The sequence below is a fragment of the Micromonospora sp. LOL_021 genome, assembly GCF_048060215.1.
GTDB lineage: Bacteria > Actinomycetota > Actinomycetes > Mycobacteriales > Micromonosporaceae > Micromonospora_E.
In genome coordinates, this window is the sequence record NZ_JBHMIN010000020.1 from 1 (window position 1) to 19,083 (window position 19,083).

The 19,083-nt window shown below is 71.4% G+C and carries 16 protein-coding genes and 2 pseudogenes; 11 read left to right on the forward strand and 7 right to left on the reverse strand.

Annotated features, from left to right (window positions below; genetic code table 11):
• The 3 genes and pseudogenes from ACFHWT_RS15090 to ACFHWT_RS15100 form a co-directional block, all read right to left on the reverse strand.
• Positions 1–190, reverse strand: a pseudogene (locus tag ACFHWT_RS15090) (glycosyltransferase family 1 protein); the annotation flags it as partial.
• A gap of 305 nt (positions 191–495) precedes the next feature.
• Positions 496–1,407: a DMT family transporter gene (locus tag ACFHWT_RS15095; RefSeq protein ID WP_416595233.1), complete on the reverse strand. Its 912-nt coding sequence runs from the start codon at positions 1,405–1,407 to the stop codon at positions 496–498.
• Positions 1,408–1,584: 177 nt separating this feature from the next.
• Positions 1,585–2,133, reverse strand: a complete 549-nt coding sequence (locus tag ACFHWT_RS15100) for a hypothetical protein (RefSeq protein ID WP_416595234.1) — start codon at positions 2,131–2,133, stop codon at positions 1,585–1,587.
• 155 nt (positions 2,134–2,288) lie between these two features.
• Here ACFHWT_RS15100 and ACFHWT_RS15105 point away from each other — a divergent pair, with 155 nt between their 5' ends.
• The 3 genes from ACFHWT_RS15105 (at position 2,289) to ACFHWT_RS15115 (ending at position 4,991) form a co-directional block, all read left to right on the forward strand.
• On the forward strand, positions 2,289–3,395 hold the full coding sequence (locus tag ACFHWT_RS15105; protein WP_416595235.1) for a Vms1/Ankzf1 family peptidyl-tRNA hydrolase: 1,107 nt from the start codon (positions 2,289–2,291) through the stop codon (positions 3,393–3,395).
• Between the two features lie 188 nt (positions 3,396–3,583).
• Positions 3,584–4,732: a SigB/SigF/SigG family RNA polymerase sigma factor gene (locus ACFHWT_RS15110; protein ID WP_416595236.1), complete on the forward strand. Its 1,149-nt coding sequence runs from the start codon at positions 3,584–3,586 to the stop codon at positions 4,730–4,732.
• A gap of 82 nt (positions 4,733–4,814) precedes the next feature.
• Positions 4,815–4,991 (forward strand): hypothetical protein, encoded by a 177-nt coding sequence (locus ACFHWT_RS15115; RefSeq protein WP_416595237.1) that lies wholly within the window; start codon positions 4,815–4,817, stop codon positions 4,989–4,991.
• A 34-nt stretch (positions 4,992–5,025) separates the two neighbouring features.
• On the opposite strand, the gene ACFHWT_RS15120 is transcribed toward ACFHWT_RS15115, so the two are convergent.
• Positions 5,026–6,042: a glucosyl-3-phosphoglycerate synthase gene (locus ACFHWT_RS15120; protein WP_416595238.1), complete on the reverse strand. Its 1,017-nt coding sequence runs from the start codon at positions 6,040–6,042 to the stop codon at positions 5,026–5,028.
• Between the two features lie 151 nt (positions 6,043–6,193).
• Here ACFHWT_RS15120 and secA2 point away from each other — a divergent pair, with 151 nt between their 5' ends.
• The 3 genes from secA2 to ACFHWT_RS15135 all read left to right on the forward strand — a co-directional run bounded on the left by secA2 (position 6,194) and on the right by ACFHWT_RS15135 (position 9,818).
• On the forward strand, positions 6,194–8,491 hold the full coding sequence (gene secA2 / locus ACFHWT_RS15125; RefSeq protein WP_416595239.1) for an accessory Sec system translocase SecA2: 2,298 nt from the start codon (positions 6,194–6,196) through the stop codon (positions 8,489–8,491).
• Positions 8,457–9,254 carry a GAF and ANTAR domain-containing protein gene (locus ACFHWT_RS15130; RefSeq protein WP_416595240.1) on the forward strand — a complete coding sequence of 266 codons (798 nt, stop codon included), beginning with the start codon at positions 8,457–8,459 and terminating at the stop codon, positions 9,252–9,254. The genes secA2 and ACFHWT_RS15130 overlap by 35 nt, the downstream gene beginning before the upstream one ends.
• A gap of 81 nt (positions 9,255–9,335) precedes the next feature.
• A complete protein-coding gene (locus ACFHWT_RS15135) occupies positions 9,336–9,818 on the forward strand; it encodes a DUF2231 domain-containing protein (RefSeq protein WP_416595316.1) in 483 nt (160 codons plus the stop codon).
• Positions 9,819–9,878: 60 nt separating this feature from the next.
• Here ACFHWT_RS15135 and ACFHWT_RS15140 read toward each other — a convergent pair whose 3' ends face one another.
• Positions 9,879–10,586: a DUF305 domain-containing protein gene (locus ACFHWT_RS15140; RefSeq protein WP_416595241.1), complete on the reverse strand. Its 708-nt coding sequence runs from the start codon at positions 10,584–10,586 to the stop codon at positions 9,879–9,881.
• A 133-nt stretch (positions 10,587–10,719) separates the two neighbouring features.
• Here ACFHWT_RS15140 and ACFHWT_RS15145 point away from each other — a divergent pair, with 133 nt between their 5' ends.
• Complete coding sequence (locus ACFHWT_RS15145; protein ID WP_416595242.1) at positions 10,720–12,225, forward strand: LVIVD repeat-containing protein; 1,506 nt, start codon at positions 10,720–10,722, stop codon at positions 12,223–12,225.
• Between the two features lie 82 nt (positions 12,226–12,307).
• Positions 12,308–13,009 (forward strand): annotated as a pseudogene (locus tag ACFHWT_RS15150) (patatin-like phospholipase family protein); the annotation flags it as partial.
• A 261-nt stretch (positions 13,010–13,270) separates the two neighbouring features.
• On the opposite strand, the gene ACFHWT_RS15155 reads toward ACFHWT_RS15150, so the two are convergent.
• Positions 13,271–14,194 (reverse strand): AEC family transporter, encoded by a 924-nt coding sequence (locus ACFHWT_RS15155; RefSeq protein ID WP_416595243.1) that lies wholly within the window; start codon positions 14,192–14,194, stop codon positions 13,271–13,273.
• 277 nt (positions 14,195–14,471) lie between these two features.
• Between ACFHWT_RS15155 and ACFHWT_RS15160 the strand changes: the two genes are divergently transcribed.
• The 3 genes from ACFHWT_RS15160 to ACFHWT_RS15170 all read left to right on the forward strand — a co-directional run bounded on the left by ACFHWT_RS15160 (position 14,472) and on the right by ACFHWT_RS15170 (position 16,250).
• On the forward strand, positions 14,472–15,146 hold the full coding sequence (locus tag ACFHWT_RS15160) for a winged helix-turn-helix domain-containing protein (RefSeq protein ID WP_416595244.1): 675 nt from the start codon (positions 14,472–14,474) through the stop codon (positions 15,144–15,146).
• Positions 15,147–15,340: 194 nt separating this feature from the next.
• The gene (locus ACFHWT_RS15165) at positions 15,341–15,751 is read left to right on the forward strand and encodes a TraR/DksA family transcriptional regulator (RefSeq protein ID WP_416595245.1); all 411 of its coding nucleotides are present in this window, start codon (positions 15,341–15,343) and stop codon (positions 15,749–15,751) included.
• A 67-nt stretch (positions 15,752–15,818) separates the two neighbouring features.
• Positions 15,819–16,250 carry a DUF2267 domain-containing protein gene (locus ACFHWT_RS15170; protein ID WP_416595246.1) on the forward strand — a complete coding sequence of 144 codons (432 nt, stop codon included), beginning with the start codon at positions 15,819–15,821 and terminating at the stop codon, positions 16,248–16,250.
• Between the two features lie 36 nt (positions 16,251–16,286).
• Here the strand turns inward: ACFHWT_RS15170 and ACFHWT_RS15175 are convergent, their stop codons facing one another.
• Positions 16,287–18,698 (reverse strand): beta-glucosidase family protein, encoded by a 2,412-nt coding sequence (locus ACFHWT_RS15175; protein WP_416595247.1) that lies wholly within the window; start codon positions 18,696–18,698, stop codon positions 16,287–16,289.
• Between the last annotated feature and the right edge of the window lie 385 nt (positions 18,699–19,083).

Consider the following 19,083-nt stretch of genomic DNA (forward strand, 5'->3'; position numbering starts at 1 on the left):
CGTGCCGGCCCAGTCCGCCCACCAGCACCGGCGGGTACTCCCAGGACAGCATCAGAATCCGGCGGCGTCCGTCGGCGGCGTCACCGCCGGCCGGCAGCGGGGGGTGCGGTCGGGACGTCGGGACCGGACGGCACAGGCCGTCCTGAGTGACCAGTGCGTTGGCGAACTGGTCGCCGACCCGCAGGGGCATCGCGATTTTCTCCATTCATTCGAACAGGTGCGGGTGCGCCGGCGCCGGCAGGACAGGCGATGAGAGGGCGCTGCGGCGGTGATCTGGTGCTGCGCGACGAGGTCGAGCGGTGGCCGATGGCCGCGGCGCGGGTGAGCAGAGGTGGCCGACGGCCGGTGGCGGGCGGGCTGCCGCGCTGCAGTGCGTGGTGCCGCCGTACTCAAGGAAACGACATCCGGACCGGATCCGCATCCCGTAGATACCGGACGTGACCGAAGACACTCGACCCGGGTCGCCGGTGCCTCTGATGCCCGGCCGGCCGGCGGTCAGCGGCGGCAGAGCGCCAGCGGACGCGGCCGGTCGGGGACCGGGTCCACCGGGTCGGTGGTGTCGGTCACCGCCGCCGGCGGCGCCAGCAGCAGGATTCCGATCCCGGCGGTTACGCAGGCGCACACCAGCAGCACCATCGCGAGTGGTCCGTCGGCGAAGCGTTCCCCGAACAGGGCCACCCCGATCACCGCCGACGCGACCGGGTTGGCCAGGGTGACCGTGGCCAGCGGCGCGCCGAGGCCACCGCCGCGGTAGGCGAGCTGTGACAGCAGCACCCCGGCGATGGCCATCGCGGCGACGGCCGGCACGGTCGGGCCGATCAGGGCCGCCGCTCCACGCTCGGCGTACTCGCGGGTCACCGCGTGGGTCAGCGCGGATGCGACGGCGAACGCGACGCCGGCACCGGTGGCGTACAGCAGGCTCCGGGCCACCGGGCGCCGCAGCGCCGCGGTGCCGGCGATCATCGCGGTGAGCACCACGGCGCTGGCCACGATCAGGACGGTGCCGTCCGCTGCGGTCATCCCGTCGCCGCTGCCCGGCACTGTGAGGGTGAGCAGCAGGAGCAGACCGAGCACGGTCGCCGCGGCACCGACCCACTGCCGGGCGGCGACCCGCCGGGCGGTGAACGCGGCGCCGATCGGCAGGGCCAGCACGAGCGTCAGGACGCCGAGCGGCTGCACCACCGACAGCGGGCCGTACGCGAGTGCCGCCACGTGTAGCAGCGCGCCGGCGGCGTTCAGCGCCACCGACAGCCACCAGCGCCGGGCCCGTAGCAGCGCCCGGACGATCGCCCGCCAGGGGGTCTGGGCCCCGAGTCGGACGGCGAGCCGTTCCTGGACCACGGCACCGAGGGCGTACGCGCCAGCCGAGGCGACAGCGAAGGCCACGGAGATCAGTAAGTCGGTCACGACCGGGCCTGTCGGCACCCTTGGCGCGTCATCGTCCCATGATCCCTCACCCGACGCTGGTCACCCTCACCCCGTCGGGGGGCGGTTGTCTCCGTCTCACGAAGTACCTCGCTGTCGGGGTTCCTCCGTCAGACGGAGGACGGAACCGAAGTGATCTCCGGGTAGTGGCCGGAAGGGTCAGGCCAGAACGACGACCAGTCCGGCGAGTGCGACCAGGAAGAAGAGCCCGAGGATCGCCTGGAACAGCAGCGCCGGACCGAGGTGCGACCAGACGGTCGGAGTCCGGGGGGTGAGGAACTGGCCGGTGGTGAGGTTGACGATGCGTTCCACCCGGGGCGGCAGCTCGGGGTCCTTCTGCCGGCGTACCGTCACCTGCACGTGGTCGGCTGGGTCGAGGGCGCTCTGCGGCACATGTCCGTGGATCTCCATCTCGCATAGCACCCCTGCGGTGTCCCGGATGTGCAGGGGGGTCACCAGGAACTCAGGCCCGTTGCGCAGCTCCTTCCACTTGCGGCGAGCGGCGGTGGAGCCGCTTCCGGCCAGGCGGACCGAGGCGAGTGCCGCCCCGAGCGCTCGGATCACCCCGGCCGCCGCAAGGACCCCGATCAGGACGGGCTGACCGACTTTGATCGGCCGGGAGTAGCCGCCGACCAGTCGGACCACGTGCCCGGTGATGATCGGCCCGGGCCGGTGGACGGCTCGCTCGGGGAAAAGTTCGGGATCCATCCATCACCACCCGATGTTTGCGTTTGTTCACACATTGTATCGAGGTGGTGGAGTGAATACCGTGAATGAATGGGTTCATGGGGGAGGTGGTGGTTGATTTGAGGTGATTAGTCGAGCTGTCCGGGTATGCCGGCGGAGAGAGGAGGGGGTACGTCATGGATCTGTCCTTCCTGCGGCCGATCTACGCCCGGCCCGGACCGTGGGCGTCGGTTTACCTGGACGCCTCACACGACACCGAGGACGCGGTGGACGCGCTCGAACTGCGTTGGCGGGCGCTGCGTGATCAGCTGGACCAGCAGGGCGCCGATCCGGCGACGGTCGCGGCGCTCGGCGCGGCGGTGACCCGGCATGTGCCCCGTACCGGTGAGTACGGCCTCGCGCTCAGCGCCGCCAGCGGCGACGTGGTGCTGCACAACTACTTGCCGGCACCGCCCCCGCGTGACCTCGCCACGGTCGGCCCGCTGCCGCACGCGATGCCGCTGGTCGCCCAGCGGGGTGAGGAGATCAGCTGGCTGCGGGTACTGGTCAGTCGGACCGGGGCCGAGATCGACGCGGTCAGCGCCGGCGGGTTGCCCCGGCAGGCCGGAGTCGACGGTCCGGCCGCCCACCCGATCCGCAAGGTCAAACCGGGGGCCTGGTCCCAGGCGCGGTTCCAACGGGCGGCCGAGGTGTCGTGGCGGCGCAACGCCGGTGCCAGCGCCGCGGCGACGGCGGCGCTGGCCGACCAGATCGGAGCCGAGGTGCTGGTGGTCGCCGGCGACCCGGACGCACGCCAGCTTCTGGTCGGCCAACTACCGAGGCGCTGGCAGTCACGTACGGTGCAGACCGATGCCGGGTCGCGGGCGGTGGGTGCCGATCCCGAGCCGTTGACCGAGGCCACCATCCAGGCCATCGCCGCGGTAGCCGCCGAGCACACCGACCGGGCACTTGACCGCTACGGCGCGCAACAGGGTCGGGGCGATGGTCTGCCCGCCGTGGTCGACGCGCTGCAGCGGGCTCAGGTCGACACGCTGCTGCTGGTCGACGATCCCTCCTCGACCCAGCGGGTCTGGATCGGGCCGGAGCCGACCCAGATCGCCCTGGATCCGGCCGACCTGGCCGTCATGGCGGTGGACGAGCCCTGCGAGGTCCGCGCCGACGCGGCGCTGCTGCGCGCGCTGGCGGCCACCGACGCCGATCTGGTGCTGGTCGGGCCCGGTGACGCGGATCTGGCCGGCGGGGTCGGCGCCGTGCTGCGGTATTCCGATCCGGTCACCAGGTGAGCGCACCGCCGGTGCGTCGGACGCCGTCCTCGGCGTGGAATTTTCATGGCATTCGGATCGGGTGGCGTCGTCACTGCCAGTAGGGTCCGGCTTAGTGAGGGTGTCCCGTCCGGTGCTGGGGCGGACTGACCACCTGAACAATGTGCCGGAATGCGGAGCTCAGGGCCGGATCACCGGGGAGGGGCGAAATGTCCGGACAAAAGCGTACGATAACTCGTTCGGAACACGCGCTGGAGGACCTCGACGGAGCAGCTCTGTCCTATGCGGCCCGATTCGCCGACCAGGCCGAGAGCCGGCGCCGCGACCTGCGGGAGGAGCTTGTCCAACTGGCCCTGCCGTTCGCCGGTCGGCTGGCCCGGCGCTACCGCGGTCGTGGCGAGCCGCTGGAGGATCTCGAGCAGGTCGCCCGGCTCGGGCTGGTCAAGGCGGTGGATCGCTACGACCCGGACCGCGGCTCATTCACCGCCTACGCGGCGGTGACCATCACCGGAGAGATCAAACGCCACTTCCGGGACCGGACCTGGGGCGTGCACGTGCCCCGCCGGCTGCAGGATCTCACCATCGAGGTGAGCCAGGCGACCGCGGTGCTGACCAGCGAGCTGTCCCGCTCACCGACCGTCGCCGAACTCGCCGAGCGGCTGGACACCTCCGAAGAGGACATCCTTGCGGCCCTGGAATCCGCCGCCGGCTACACACCCGCGTCACTGAACGGGCCGGTCGGTGACGACGGACCCGCCGAGCTGGGCGACATGTTCGGCGCGCTCGACGCCGACCTGGAGTCCGTCGACGACCGGCTCACGGTCAGCGGGCTGCTCTACCGGCTGCCGGCCCGGGAACGCAGGATCCTCGCCATGCGCTTCTACGGCAACTACACCCAGTCGGACATCGCCGCCGAATTCGGCATCTCCCAGATGCATGTCTCCCGGCTGCTGTCCCGGACCCTGACCTGGCTGCGCCAGGCGATGCTGACCGACGCCCCGCCCCGGTGGGAGTCCGGGATCGCCCAGCCGGAGCCGACCGACGCCGCGCTGACTGTCTCCGTACGGCGCGTCGACGGCCGGACTGAGATCGGCCTGACCGGCGAACTCGACCGGGAGGCAGCCGAACGAGTCCGCGCCGGACTGATCGACGCGGTCCGGGACGCTGGCACCGACGCCGAGGTCCTGGTCGACCTGGACGGCGTCGGCTTCGTTGACGCCGCCGGCATCGCCGCGTTGCTGGCCAGTCACGAGGCCGCCCGCCGGGCGTCGGTCCGGCTACGGTTCGTCCGGCCCCAGCCCTACGTGCGACGCAGCCTGACCGTGGCCGGCCTGGCACCGCTGTTCGCCGTGGCCTGAGCCGTCCCGCCCGCTACCTCGATCGGGGGAACCGGTGCCGGCTGGCGCCGGTGGCGGCACCGACGCCGATAGCGTGCCGATCGTGAAGCAACGTGGAAACCGCCTGGTGGCGGCAATCGTCGCGGGCGCGGGCACGTTCGCCTTCGGCATCTCCGGGGCCGGGGAGGACACGTCGAACTCCGGTGCCATCGCGCTGGTCGGGTTGGTGGTCGGTCTGATCGTGTTCCACGCCACCAAGCCGAGTGCGGGAAGCAAGTAGCCGGTCGACGACGGTACGGCCCGGGGTCGCGGCGTCAGCCGGTTGCTGCGGTCGCCAGCGCCCGCCGGTGCTGGCCCAACGGGGGCCGTTCCTGGACGGACACGTCGCTGACGACGATCTCGCGTTCCAGGTTGCTCAGTGCCTCGGCCTCGCCACGCCGGAACTGGGTGAGCAGGCCGCCGGGCGGACGCTCCGAGATCACCCAGCCCTTTCGGTGAAGCCGCGACCAGGCGGTCAACAGGATCTGGGCGGACATCCGTCCCAATGCCTCGGTGCTCTGGTGCCGGTGCCGCCGCTCGCCGAGGTCGACCTGGGCCAGGGAGTCCAGCCCGCAGACGTCGAGCAGGTCGATCAGCATCGCGGTCTCCACCCCGTAGCCGGAGACGAACGGGATCTGTTCCAGCACATCACGTCGGCCGGCGTACTCGCCGGCCAACGGCTGGACGAATCCCGACAGGTCCGGCCAGAAGAGGTTGAACAGCGGTCGGGCCATGATCTCCGTGACCCGGCCACCGGCGTCCGCCTCGACGTCACTCGACCGCACCAGCGGCCGGTGGTAGAAGCCCTTGACGAAGCTGACCGACTCTTCGGTGAGCAGCGGGCCGAGCAGCCCGGTCACGAAGGCTGGCTGGAACTCCCGCAGGTCGGCGTCGACGAAGGCGATCAGGTCCCCGTCGGTGGCGGCCAGCCCGGCCCAGAGCGCGTCACCCTTGCCCTCCAGTCGCGGCAGCCCCCGGGTCATCTCGTCCTGGCCGACGACCCGGGCGCCGGCGGCGGCGGCCACGGCCGCCGTGCCGTCGTCGGACCGGGAGTCGACCACCACCACGTCGTCGACCAGCGGCACCCGGTCCACCAGGTTCCCGACGATCGACTCGACGATGGCGCCGACGGTGGCCTCCTCGTTGCGGGCCGGCAGTACGACGCTCACCCGCCGGCCGGTCCTGGCCTTGGCCATGGCCAGTTCCCAGGGCGTCCACCGGCCCGCCGTCCCGGTGCGACGGGCGGTCCAGTCCGCAACCGTGGGAGCGACGGCCGTTCGCGCGTACCCCATGATCCACCCCCGTGACGACGCTCGATCAGCTGCTGGCTACCCCGACCGGCCGGCGGTATGCGTCGTCCGATCGGGGTTCGGCCGCCACGGCTGAGCGTCGTGGGGCGGGTGGGGCACCGCGAGCCGGACGCGTCGCGTAGCGTTGACGGTCATGGGTGTGTCGCAGCGTCTGAAGAGTCGGTTCCGGCGTTTCCTCCAGCGGCCGGGCAGCACGGTCGACCTCGCTCCGTTGGCGAAACTGCTCCCCGACATCGCCGGCCGGGAGGACGACCTGCGGGCACTCGACGACGCCGAGTTGACCGCCGAGGCCGGCCGGGCCAACGAGTTCGTCGACCTCTGCGCGGTCGGTCGGGAGGCCGCCCGGCGGGCGATCGGCGAGCGGCCGTTCGACGAGCAACTGCTCGGCGCGATGTCCTTGCTGGCCGGCAAGGTCGCGGAGATGGCCACCGGTGAGGGCAAGACCCTGACCGCCACGATCGCCGCCTACGGGCACGTGCGGCGGGGCAACGGCCCGGTGCACGTGCTGACGGTCAACGACTACCTCGCCCGCCGCGACGCCGAGTGGATGGCGCCGGTCTACGAGTTGCTCGGGCTGACCGTCGGCTGGGTCACCGAGAGCAGCAGCCCCGAGCAGCGGCGGACCGCGTACCAGCGGGACGTCACCTACGTGTCGGTGAGCGAGGCCGGCTTCGACTTCCTGCGTGACCAGCTGGTCACCGACATCGCCGACCGGGTCCAGCCACCGCTGTCCACGGCGATCGTCGATGAGGCCGACTCGATCCTCATCGACGAGGCCCGGGTGCCGATGGTGCTGGCCGGCGCGGTCGTCGGTGAGCAGGACCCGGTGCACACCGCCGCCGCGCTGGTACGCGGGCTGCGCGCCGGCCGGGACTACGAGGTCGCCGACGACGGCCGCAGCGTCGCGTTCACCTCCACCGGGCTGGCCGCGGTCGAGGCCAAGCTGGACGGCGTCGACCTGTACGCCGACGACAACGTCGGGCAGCTGTCCGCGATCCACGTCGCCCTGCACGCCCACGCGTTGCTGCACCGCGATGTCGACTACATCGTCCGCGACGGCGCCGTGGAGCTGGTGGACGAGATGCGCGGCCGGGTGGCGCAGCGCCGCCGATGGCCGGACGGGCTGCAGGCGGCGGTCGAGGCCAAGGAGGGCCTGAACGCCACGGCCGAGGGTGAGGTGCTCGGCACCATCACCGTGCAGGCGTTCGTCGCGGCGTACCGCACTCTGTGCGGGATGACCGCGACGGCGGTCCTCGTCGGCGACCAGCTCCGCGAGTTCTTCAAGCTGGAGGTGGCGGTGATCCCGCCACACACCCCGTGCGTACGGACCGACGAGCCGGACCGGATCTATGCCACCCGCGCCGAGAAGGACGAGGCGCTGGTCGCCGAGATCAGCTCGGCCCACGCCACCGGGCGTCCGGTGCTGATCGGCACCCTCGACGTCAAGGAGTCGGAGAGCCTGGCGGCGTCGCTGGGCGAGGCCGGGGTGCCCTGCGTGGTGCTGAACGCCAAGAACGACGACGAGGAAGCCGCGATCATCGCCGAAGCCGGTGCGCTGGGGGCGGTGACGGTCTCCACCCAGATGGCCGGGCGCGGCGTGGACATCCGCCTCGGCGGCAGCGACCAGTCCGACCGGGACCAGGTCGCCGAGCTGGGTGGGCTGTACGTGATCGGCAGCGGTCGGCACGACAGTCGGCGGGTGGACAACCAGTTGCGCGGCCGGGCCGGCCGCCAGGGCGACCCGGGTGGTTCGGTGTTCTTCGTCAGCCTGGAGGACGACCTGGTCGTCCGGCACGCCCCGGACGCGATCCCACCCTCGCCCCGGATGACGCCCGACGGCATCGTCCAGGACGAGCAGGTGGACTTCGCCATCGAACACGCCCAGCGGATCGCCGAGGGTGTCGACTACGAGATCCACCGCAACACCTGGCGCTACAGCGTGGTGATCGAACAGCAGCGTAAGGCGCTCGCTGAGCGGCGTGAGCGGCTGCTGACCACCGAGGTCGCCGCGCTGATGCTGATGGACCGGTTTCCACAGCGGTGCGCCGAGATGGACGAGGACCTGCTGTCGCGGGCCGCCCGTTCGATCGCCCTCTACCACCTGGACCGGCTCTGGACCGAACACCTCGCCGAACTGTCCGAGGTGCGTGAGGGTGTGCATTTGCGGGCACTCGGCCGTCTCGATCCACTCGACGAGTTCCACCGGGCGGCCGTGCCCGCCTTCAACCAGCTGGTTCCGGAGATCGAGGCCCGCACCGTCGCAACTTTCGAACAGACCGAGTTCGACGAGGACTGGCAGCCCGACGAGGCCCAACTGGTACGGCCCAGCGCGACCTGGACCTACCTGGTGCACGACAACCCGTTCGGCTCCGAACTGGACCGGCTGATCTCGTCCGTTGGCCGCCGGCTCAGTGGCAGCGGCCGCCGCTGAGCGCGGCCAGGGTGCGATCACGTTGACCCGGGCCGATCCGGCGGACAGCCGGCTGGCCGTACTGGAGACCGCCGCCCTGCTGCGGGAGTTGACCGCCGGCATGATCCGGTGCACCGATTTCGACCAGGCGGTGGAGCAGCTCGCCCGCACCACCCGATCCGCGCTGCCCGGGGTGACGTACGCGAGCGTCTGTTTTCTCCGGGCCGGCCGGCCTGCCTCGGTGGCGGCGTCCGATCCACTGGTCAAGGATCTGGATGAGCTTCAGTACGCCTCTGACGGGCCGGCGATGACCGCGATCCGGGACCGCGAGATCGTGCTGGCCGCTCCGCGTGCCGACTCGCCGCGCTGGCAGCAGTGGAGCCGGGCGGCGGTCGACCGGGGGATCCGTTCCGTGCTCTGCGCGCCGGTGGACGTCGACGACGAGGCGATCGGTGCGATCAACCTGTACGCGGACCGGGACGGAACGCTCGGTGCCGGCGAGCAGTTGACCGCACTGCTCCTCGCCGAGCACGCCGGACTGCTCCTCGCAGCGGTCCGGGACCGGCGTCGCGACACGACGCCGGGCGGGCCCGACGGCGGTCGGCCGGAGTACGGCGACGTGATCGGCCCGGCGATCGGCATTGTGATGACCCAGCGGCGGTGCCCGGCCGGGGAGGCGCTCGCGGTGCTGCGCGAAGCGGCCGAGGCGACCGCGATGCCGTTGCCGCAGGTCGCCGAGCGGCTGGTGGCGTCGGTGCTGCGGGTGGACAGCCAGCAGCGGTGATGGCGGGTGGGTTCGCGGCGGGAGATACTCGGGTAGCACCGGCGGTGCGACCGGTGTGAACAGTGGAAGGGCGTGAGGGCGATGCAGGCGCGACTCCGTGTGCCCGGCCAGCCGATCCAGCCGATGCTGGTGACCCTGCCGTTCGGACTCTTCGTCTGTGCGGCCCTGTTCGACATCTCGGTGGTGGCCGGGGCACCCGACCTGTTCGGTGAGGTCGGCTACTGGACGTTGGTCGCCGGGCTGGCCGCGATGGCCTTGACCGTGGCGGTGGGTCTGGTCGATCTCTGGGACGAGCCGCCCGGTCCGGTCCGCTCCTCGCTGGTCCGGTTCAACCTGATCAGTACGGCGATGGGCGGGCTGTTTCTGCTCGCCGGCCTGATCCGTACCTCCGGTCCGACGTCGTTGGCCGGCGTCCCGTTGTTGATCGTGGAGCTGGTCGGTCTCGGCGTGGGCATAGCGGGGCTGCGCCACGGTACGGCTCTGTTGCGCCAGCTCGGGGAGGTAGCGGCCGCCGACGAGCGCGGCCGCCGGTCGGATGGGTTGGACGCGCTGGCCGGCCGCTAGCTCGCTGCACTGCGGCCGGTCCCGCGCCACCGGGTGGCGCGGGACCCGGTGGGCACCGGTTCAGCTGTCCAGCAGGTCCCGCATCCGGTTGATCTCGACTGCCTGCTCGGCCGCGATCGAGGTGGCGAGTTCCTCGATGGTCACGTCGCTGCCGCCGGTGAGCACCCGGTCGGACATTTCGACGGCGCCTTGGTGGTGGTCGGTCATCATCGCCACGAAGAGCCGGTCGAACTCGGCTCCCCGGGCGGCCGCCAGTTCCCGGACGGCCTGCTCGGTCTGCATCCCGGGCATCGTGCCGTGGTCGTGTTCACCGGCCGGCAACCGCCGGTCCTGCAGCCACTGCCGGAGTACGGCGATCTCGGCGGCCTGCCCTGCCTGGATGCGGTCGGCGAACGCCCGTACCCCTGGGTCGGCACTGCGGTCGGCGGCGAGCGCTGCCATCTGCACGGCCTGGGTGTGGTGCGGGATCATCATCTGGACGTACCAGGTGTCCAGCGCGTTGTACTGCGGTGGATCGATGGTCACGTCCGTGCCGGGACGCAGCTCGGCCGGCTCGCCGGGCCGGCCGGGAAGGATTACCGGCGGTGCGTTGGCGGTCCCGTCGGTGCCGGTGGACGTTCCCGCCGACTCGGTCGCTGCGTCGCCGGTGGCGGTCGTGGCCGAGGTCGTCCCGGTGGTCCGCAGCAGGACCACCGCGACGACGACCACGGCCGGGATCAGGGCGAGTGCCAGTAGCCGCCGGTGCCGGCCGAGTGACAGTCGGGACATCGGGCCTCCCGAGGTGGACGGTCGCGATGGTATCCGGCTAACTCCATGTATCGATGTGATTACTGTCACATCGATGTCGGGAACTCGGCGGTATCGTCGCAGCATCATCAATCCCTTTCGAAGGGTGCCGCACATGATCAGACGTTCCCCACGAGGGCCGCGGCAGCTGCGGACCGTGGCAGTGGCGGCGATCGCCGTCCTGTTCGGCAGCACCGCGTTGGCGACACCGAGTCATGCAGGGACCCCGTTCGACGTCGACTGCACCGACGCCACCGAAGCGCTGGCGGTCGAGTTGTGCCTGGCCCAGGCGTCGGCGGCGGGCACCGACGACCCCGGACTCGGCGTTGACGAGATCGACAGCAGTCGGAACCTGCGTCAGATCGCCAGCCTGCCCAAGCCCGCGCCGTTCGACACCGAGTCCTCGTTGAACTCGGACCTCGCCTTCCAAGGCAGGTACGCCTTCGTCGGCAACTACAACGGCTTCGTGATCTACGACATCGCCAACCCACGGCGGCCGCGGCTGGTGTCGCAGGTGGTCTGCCCGGGTGGGCAGAACGACGTGTCGGTCCACGGTGACCTGCTGTTCCTGTCGACAGACTCGTCGCGCAGTGACGACTCCTGCGCCAGCACCTCCCAGTCCGCGTCGGTGAAGGAGTCCTGGGAGGGCATCAAGATCTTCGACATTCGGGACAAGAGGAACCCCCGGTATGTCAAGTCCGTCGAGACGAACTGCGGCTCGCACACCCACACCCTGGTGCCGGCGAAGAGCCGCAACTTCGTCTACCTCTACGTCTCGTCGTACAGCCCGTCGACGAACTTCCCGGACTGCCAGCCACCGCACGACCTGATCTCGATCGTCAAGGTGCCGGTGAAGAAGCCGACCGACGCGGCCGTCGTGGCGACTCCGGCGATCTTCCCGGACGGCGGCAACCCGGGCGGCAACGGCAGTTCCACCACCAGCGGCTGCCACGACATCACCGCGTACCCGCAGAAGGATCTCGCGGCCGGCGCCTGCATGGGCGACGGCGTGCTGCTGGACATCTCCGACCGGGAAGCGCCCCGGGTCGTCCACCAGGTCCGAGACACCACCAACTTCGCCTTCTGGCACTCGGCGACGTTCAACAACTCGGGCACCAAGGTGGTCTTCACCGACGAACTCGGCGGCGGTGGGGCGGCGACCTGCAACCCGACCATCGGCCCCGAGCGGGGGGCGAACGCGATCTACGACATCACCGGTACGGGTGACGCGCGGACGCTGGTCTTCCGCAGCTACTTCAAGATCCCCCGGACCAACGGGTCGACCGAGAACTGCGTGGCGCACAACGGTTCACTGATCCCGGTGCTGGGCCGCGACATCATGGTCCAGGCCTGGTACCAGGGCGGGATCTCGGTCTGGGACTTCACCAACTCGGCCAGGCCGCAGGAGATCGCCTACTGGGAGCGGGGACCGGTCTCGGACACCCGGATGGTCACCGGCGGACCGTGGTCGACGTACTACTACAACGGCTACATCTACTCCAGCGACATCCAGAAGGGCCTGGACGTGCTGGACCTCAAGGACTGGCGGACGGCGAGCGCCAAGCTGGTCCGGTTCCCGGAGCTGAACGTGCAGACCCAGCCCTGGTACCTCAGCTGGTGACACCGCACCGGCGCGGCCGGTGGGCGGTCGGACCGCGGTCCGACCGCCCACCGCGCCTGACCAACCCTGAGTAGTTGGTCGGATGTTCATTCATGAGTCGCCGGACGTTCAGCTTCGGCGCGTTGCGCTCGATGGCGGTGCCGCCGGCAGGACTGGAGTGGTTGGACACAACGGCGGTCCCGTCGTCGAGGTCGACGCGTCGGAGGTGGCGGTGACGGGACGAGCGGTGGTGTTCGGTGCTGGCGGGGACGGCTGGGCCGGCTGGCAGTTGGGGATGCTCGTGGGACTCGACCGGGCCAGCGCCGGACTGCGCACCCCGGATCTGGTGGTGGGGACGTCGACCGGTGCCTTGGTGGCGGCGCTGGTCTATGGCGACGCTGGCCCTGCCGCCGCCGTGCGGACCGTGCGGCGGGCCGGGACCTGGCCGGTGGCGGCCCGGCAGACCGACTACGAACTGGTTGACGAGACCCGCCGGAGCCTGCACGCCAGCGGTGCCACGTCGTCGCAGGCCCGGGTGCAGCTCGGTCGGCTGGCACTCGCCGCCGACCCGTCGGACGCCGCTGTCTGCGCCACGGCGGACCTGTTGCGGGACCACCGCTGGCCCAGCGCGCCCCGGCTGCTGGTCACCGCGGTCGACGCGGACAGCGGTCAGCTGGTGGCGTGGGACTCGACGGCCGGGATCGCCCTGCCACGCGCGGTCGCGGCCAGTTGCGCGCTGCCGGGGGTGACCGGGCCGGTGGCGGTGGACGGCCGCCGGTACATCAGCGGCGCGGCCCGGTCAATGAGCAACCCGGATCTGGCGGCCGGCGCGGCCACGTTGGTGGTTCTGGCCGACGGCGGGCCGGCGGAGGTCGAGGCGGCGGCCTGGCGGGACCATTCCGCCGGCGGTTGTCCCGCCGCCCTCGTGTTCCTGACGCCGGACGCGACAGCGCGAGCGGCACTCACCGGCGACCCGGATGATCCTGTCGTGTTCACGGCGGCACTCGCCGCCGGTGAGCGTCAGTCGTCGGGGTACGCCGGCCAGGTCCGCGCCCGCTGGGGGACGTCAGCCGAGTACGGCGGCGATCAGCAGCAGGGTGACGGCGGTGGCGACCGTGGAGAGCACCACCGAGTCCCGGGCGAGGCGTTGACCGCGCTGGTACCGGGTGGCGAAGATGAAGACGTTCTGCGCCGTCGGTAGCGCGGCGGTGACCACCGCGGCGAGCAACGCGGTCCCGCTGAGGCCGAGACCGTGTCGGGCGATCAGATAGGCCACCGCCGGCTGGCCGAGCACCTTGAGGGCGACAGCGGTGTAGCGTTCCCGGGCCTGCGGGTCGGCCGCCAGCGGCCGGCTTCCGGGCAGGGACATTCCGAGGGCCAGCAGAGCAAGCGGTACGGCGGCCGCACCGAGCAGCTCGAAGGGCCGCAGCAGCTCGGCGGGTGGCTGCCACCGGCTGACCGCCAACGCCAGACCCGCCGCCGAGGCGATCATGATCGGGTTGCGGGCCGGCAGGGACAGCAGCCGACGGACGGACGGGCGGCGGTCGCCGGCGGTGAGGTCCAGGACGGCGAAGGCCACCGGTGCCGCGACGAGTACCTGGAACAGCAGCACCGGCGCGACGACCGAGACGTCGTCGAGCACGTACGCCGCTACCGGGATGCCGAGGTTGGCTGCGTTCACATAGGACGCACCGAGCGCGCCGATGGTGACGTCGCCGGCCGGCCGGTGCCACAGCCAACCGGCGAGTGCCAGGTAGCCGGCCGCCACTATCACGGTGCTCGCCAGGTAGGCGAGGAACGCGGGGGTGAACACCTCGGTCGGGGACGTGTCGGCCAGGGTGGTGAACAACAGCGCCGGTGTCGCGATGAAGAATGCCAGCCGGGCCAGGACGGCGGTGCCGTCCGGGCCGAGCAGCTCGAAGCGGCCGATCAGGTACCCGATCAGGGTGACCGACCAGATCGCGGCGAACCCGGCGACGATGGCGCGCATGTGATCATCCTGCCGGTTCGCCAATAGCACCGAGGTCGGGTATCCAGAGCGAGCAATCGATTACGGTGCGCTTGTCAATCATCACATTCCTGCAACGCAGTCCGGTATTGACCCGGGAGCGTGTGAACGGCAGCATCGGTTCGTGCGCAGCCGCCGGCACACCGGGTCGTCCCCTGTGTCCGTGCCGGCTGCCGCGTCCCACCCGGCTGCCGTTGCGTACGGACACCAGCCGGCGGCCGGGGATGCACGCTCCCGGCCGGAACTGTCTAGGAGGACCATGTCGGTCAGCCCTGCCTCGCCGCGCGCCGGCTGGTCCGGTTTGCCACCGTCTGGTGCGGCCCGTCCGCCCGCCGCGCCTCGGCGGGGGACCGGCCCGGCGATGGCGACCGTGACCGTCACCGTGTCGATTCCGCTCACCGCCGGCGAGGAGGCGCTGTCGTCGTCCGCCCGCCAGTTGTTGGAGGCCGCCCGGGAGCTGGTGGAACGAGGTGAGGCGACGGTGGAGATGCCGGCGGTCGACGCGGCCCGTGCACAGCCCGGCGCGGTGCTCGACCAGATCGTCGCCGGCCGCGACGAGCCGGGTCCGGCGGCGGCCGGCGAAATGTTCACCGAGCCCGCTACCCGGTCAAGGCGGACCGCCACGGTCGCCGTGCCGGCACTGCACGTCATGGTTGCCTCGCGGACCGTTCTGTTGGACGGCGAGCCGCTGCTGTTGACCCGACTCGAGTTCGATCTGCTGCTGCACCTGGTGGAGAACCCTCGCCGGGTCTTCACCCGGCTGCAGCTGCTCGCCGCGGTGTGGGGCTACGAGCACACCGGGGTGCGTACCGTGGACGTGCACATCCGCCGGCTCCGCGGCAAGGTGGGCAACTCGCCCCTGATCACCACCGTGTACGGCGTCGGCTACCGGCTCGCCGACGATGTCCGGATCACCATCGACACCACCGGCTGACCACCCTGTGGCGACAACCCCGCCGGCGACCACCGGTCGGCGCCGGCGAGACCCGAAGGCGCGTGGCTGGCCAGGGGGCGGCCGGGGTTTGCCGGCCGTCGGCGACGGGTAAGTGGCGGATCTTCGCGGCGACCCGGCGCCGGAGTCCGAGCCGGTCGTGGCTCGCCGTACTCGATTTGAAGGGGGATGGGCGCATGCTGACGCATGACGTGAACCGGCGACCGGGTCTCGGCGTACCGGGAACCATCGACAGTGATCGGATCCGTACCGCGCTGACCAGCCGGTACCAGGAACTGACGGCTGAGTACGAGCAGGCGATGACGCAGAGCCAGGTGCTGCGGCTGGTCGAAGGGGGCGACACCGCCGGCGACGACCAGGCCGACAGCGGCACGAAGACCGCCGAGCGGGACGCGGCCCAGTCGTTGATCCGTACCATCCTGGAGCGTCGCACCCAGTTCGAGCATGCCTTGGCCCGACTCGCCGCCGGCGACTACGGGCGTTGCGAGGGCTGCGCCGCGGCCATTCCGGTGGAGCGGCTGGAGATCTATCCCTCGGCCACCACCTGCGTCACCTGCAAGCAGTCCCGTGAACGGCGGGCGGCCTGACCATGGCCGCCCGGACCACGAGCACCCCCCGGGTCACCGGCACCACGAACCGACGAGGGAGCACGAGATGACGACTGCCCAGTTGACTGCCATTGACGCCACGGTGGACAAGACCAACCGGTTGCTCAGCGAGATCGAGCACGAACTCGGTTGGCCGGCCCAGCGCCGCCAGCAGTCCTACTCGGCGCTCGCCGCCGTACTGCACACATTGCGCGACCGGCTACCCCTGGCCGAGGCGGTGCAGCTCGCGGCGCAACTGCCGCTGCTGGTCCGCGGGCTGTACTACGAGGGCTGGGACGCCACCTCGGCGCCGGCGAAGCTGGACCGTGCCGAGTTCGTCGCCCGGGTACGACGGGACTTCCCGTTCGACGTCGAGGGCGGGGCCGAACAGGTGATCCGGACGGTCAGCCGGGTGCTGCGACGGCACGTCAGCTCCGGCGAGTGGGACGACGTGCTGGCCACCGTACCGGTCGAACTGCGCGACCTGTTGGGCGACTGACGCCGCTGCCCGCGCCATCGCGGGCCGCGGCCCCCGTCACCGCACGGTCACCTCGGTGGCCAGCCGGCGTCGGTGGTCGACCTGCCGCTGGGGGCCGACCAGCCGGACCGCGACCCGGTGGCGGACGTCAACGCTCGACGCGGCCAGCCGCAACTCCAGGTCGCCGGGCTCGACGACCCGCCGCCCGTCCCGCCCGGTGAAACACGACAGGTCGGCGGGGAAGTCGAACTCGACCCAGCGCGCCTGGCCAGCCTGCAACGGCACCCGGGCGTACCCGACCAGCCGGATCACCGGTCGGGTGACCTGCGCCACCGGGTCGTGCAGGTAAAGCTGGACGATCTCGCTGCCCGCCCGGTGACCGGTGTTGCGTACCCGCAGCCGGATCCGCAGCGTGCCGTCGGTGCCGATCTGCGCCGGGGTCGCACCCCGGCCGTGCTCGACCCCGTCGACCAGCGGCGTCGACCACTCGAACGAGGTGTACGACAAGCCGTGGCCGAACGGGTACAGCGGACCGGGATCCACGTTGCTCACCTCGGTCCGGTGTCCCAGCAGCGGGCTGAGGTAGCTGGTCGGCTGGCCGCCGGCCAGCCGGGGAACCCCGATCGGCAACCTGCCGGACGGGCAGACCCGGCCGCTGAGCACACCGGCGACCGCACCGCCCCCCTCGGCGCCGGGGAAGAACGCCTGCACCACCCCAGCCAGCCGGTCGGCGTACCGGCCGAGCGCGTACGGACGTCCGGTCAGCAGTACCAGCACCACCGGAGTGCCGGTGGCGACCAACGCCTCGATCAACTCATCCTGCCGTCCGGGCAGTTCCAGGTCGGTGGCGTCGCAGCCCTCGCCGGAGGTCCCGGCGCCGAACAGCCCGGCTCGGTCCCCGACCACCGCGACACAGACGTCGGCCCGCGCTGCGGCGTCCGCGGCCACCACGATGCCCGGAGTGTCCTGCCCGTCCACCGGGCCGGTGACGACGTGCTCGATGGCCGCCGCGGGCAGTTCGGCCCGCAGCGCGGCCAGGACGGTCCCCATCGGGAGTTGGTCCCCGGCGTCGGCCGCAACGGTACCGACGTGGCTGGGGAACGTGTAGCAGCCCAACAGCCCGGTGACCGAGTCGGCCAGCGGTCCGACCACCGCGATGCGGCCCCGCTCGGGCAATGGGAGGACGGCGTCGTTGGCCAGCAGCACCACCGATTCCTCGGCCAGCCGCCGGGCAAGGTCCCGGTTCGCCGGCGGGTCCAGGTCGATCCCAGGCCCAGCGGACGGTCCGCCCGCCTCGCTCGTGCGGTCCGCGCCGGCCAGTGCCGGTGGCACCGGATCCCAGCCCGGGTCGAGCAACCCCAGCTCACACTTCTGCCGCAGGACGCGGGTGACGGCCCGGTCGACCACCGACTCCGGTACGGCGCCCTGCCGGACCGCCTCGACGAGCGGGGGACCGTAGCACCGTACCGCCGGCAGTTCGACGTCGACCCCGGCGTTGAGCGCCAGGGCGGCGGCGGTGATGGGACCGTCGGCCACCCCGTGCAGCAGTTCCAGGAACGACACGCCGAAGTAGTCCGCGACCACGGTGCCGGTGAACCCCCAGCGGCCACGGAGCAGATCGGTGAGCAGACCGCCGTCTGCCGCCGCCGGGACGCCGTCCACCTCCGCGTACGAGTGCATCACCGACCGGGCGCCACCGTCGCGGACGGCCATCTCGAACGGTGGGAGCAGGACGTCGGCGAACTCTCGCGGGCCGACCGACACCGGTCCGAAGTTGCGCCCCGCCCGGGAGGCCGAGTAACCGGCGAAGTGCTTGAGGGTGGCGACCACCCCGGCCGATTCCAGCCCGCGTACGTATGCGGTGCCGATCGTGGCGACCAGGTACGGATCCTCGCCGATGGTCTCCTCGGTGCGACCCCAGCGGGGGTCTCTGGCCACGTCGAGCACCGGGGCGAGTCCCTGGTGCACCCCGACCGACCGCATGTCCTGCCCGATCCGTCCGGCCATCTGCGCCACCAGGTCGGGGTCGAAGCTGGCACCCCAGGCCAGTGGGGTCGGGTACACGGTGGCGCCCCACGTCATGAACCCGGTCAGGCACTCTTCGTGGATCAGCGCGGGAATACCGAATCGGTTGCCGGCGACGATCTCGGCCTGCAGCCGGAGCAGCGCGCGGGCGCCGTCGGTCGGAGTCACCGCTGCGGTGCCGAACGGTCGGGTCAACTGCCCCAGGCCGGTGTGCAGCAGGTCGGCCCAGTCGACCGACTCGTCGACCAGGTCATGCTGCAGCGGTGCCATGTCGTCGATCGAGGCATTGGCGCCCCGCCAGTAGCTGTACAGCTGCGCGATCTTCTCCGTCAGCGACATCCGACTGAGCAGGTCGAACACCCGTTCCTCCACCGGTAGGGTGGGATCGCGCCACGGCGCCGACCGGTCGGGGGCCTCGTCCAGGGCATGGTCCTTGCCGCTCACCGGCAGTCTCCTGTCGATCGTCGCCGCACCAGTCCGGTCCCGGCGTCGCCGGACCGTCGCGCCTGTTTTCCGACATGTTTCCGGAAACTTGCGGCTCCGTCGAGATCCGCCGGCCCACAGTTTGCTGGCAGTGCCCGGGTATGCTCCCGGATCGTGGGGCCGGAAGTGCCCCGTCCGGCTGCCGATTGGGCTACCGCCGCCCGTACGTGCCGGAAAGTTCCGGCCGGTGGCGTGGTCGACCCGGTCGCCGGCCTCGGCGACACACTGCCGGCCGGGTCGATGCCAAGCGTTTTCCAACTGCGGCAAGATAGGCCCGGACTCGGCGTACGGAGCCGGACCGGCTGGCGGAAGGTTCGGCCGTACGCTGAAGCCTCGACGAAGGAGC

Excerpts from the sequence above, each read along its gene's own strand:
- ACFHWT_RS15145 (WP_416595242.1), top strand. The coding sequence starts at position 10,720 with ATGATCAGACGTTCCCCACGAGGGCCGCGGCAGCTGCGGACCGTGGCA.
- ACFHWT_RS15170 (WP_416595246.1), top strand. The coding sequence starts at position 15,819 with ATGACGACTGCCCAGTTGACTGCCATTGACGCCACGGTGGACAAGACC.
- ACFHWT_RS15100 (WP_416595234.1), bottom strand. The coding sequence starts at position 2,133 with ATGGATCCCGAACTTTTCCCCGAGCGAGCCGTCCACCGGCCCGGGCCG.
- ACFHWT_RS15110 (WP_416595236.1), top strand. The coding sequence starts at position 3,584 with ATGTCCGGACAAAAGCGTACGATAACTCGTTCGGAACACGCGCTGGAG.
- ACFHWT_RS15165 (WP_416595245.1), top strand. The coding sequence starts at position 15,341 with ATGCTGACGCATGACGTGAACCGGCGACCGGGTCTCGGCGTACCGGGA.
- secA2 (WP_416595239.1), top strand. The coding sequence starts at position 6,194 with ATGGGTGTGTCGCAGCGTCTGAAGAGTCGGTTCCGGCGTTTCCTCCAG.
- ACFHWT_RS15105 (WP_416595235.1), top strand. The coding sequence starts at position 2,289 with ATGGATCTGTCCTTCCTGCGGCCGATCTACGCCCGGCCCGGACCGTGG.
- ACFHWT_RS15120 (WP_416595238.1), bottom strand. The coding sequence starts at position 6,042 with ATGGGGTACGCGCGAACGGCCGTCGCTCCCACGGTTGCGGACTGGACC.
- ACFHWT_RS15135 (WP_416595316.1), top strand. The coding sequence starts at position 9,336 with ATGCAGGCGCGACTCCGTGTGCCCGGCCAGCCGATCCAGCCGATGCTG.
- ACFHWT_RS15160 (WP_416595244.1), top strand. The coding sequence starts at position 14,472 with ATGTCGGTCAGCCCTGCCTCGCCGCGCGCCGGCTGGTCCGGTTTGCCA.
- ACFHWT_RS15155 (WP_416595243.1), bottom strand. The coding sequence starts at position 14,194 with ATGCGCGCCATCGTCGCCGGGTTCGCCGCGATCTGGTCGGTCACCCTG.
- ACFHWT_RS15140 (WP_416595241.1), bottom strand. The coding sequence starts at position 10,586 with ATGTCCCGACTGTCACTCGGCCGGCACCGGCGGCTACTGGCACTCGCC.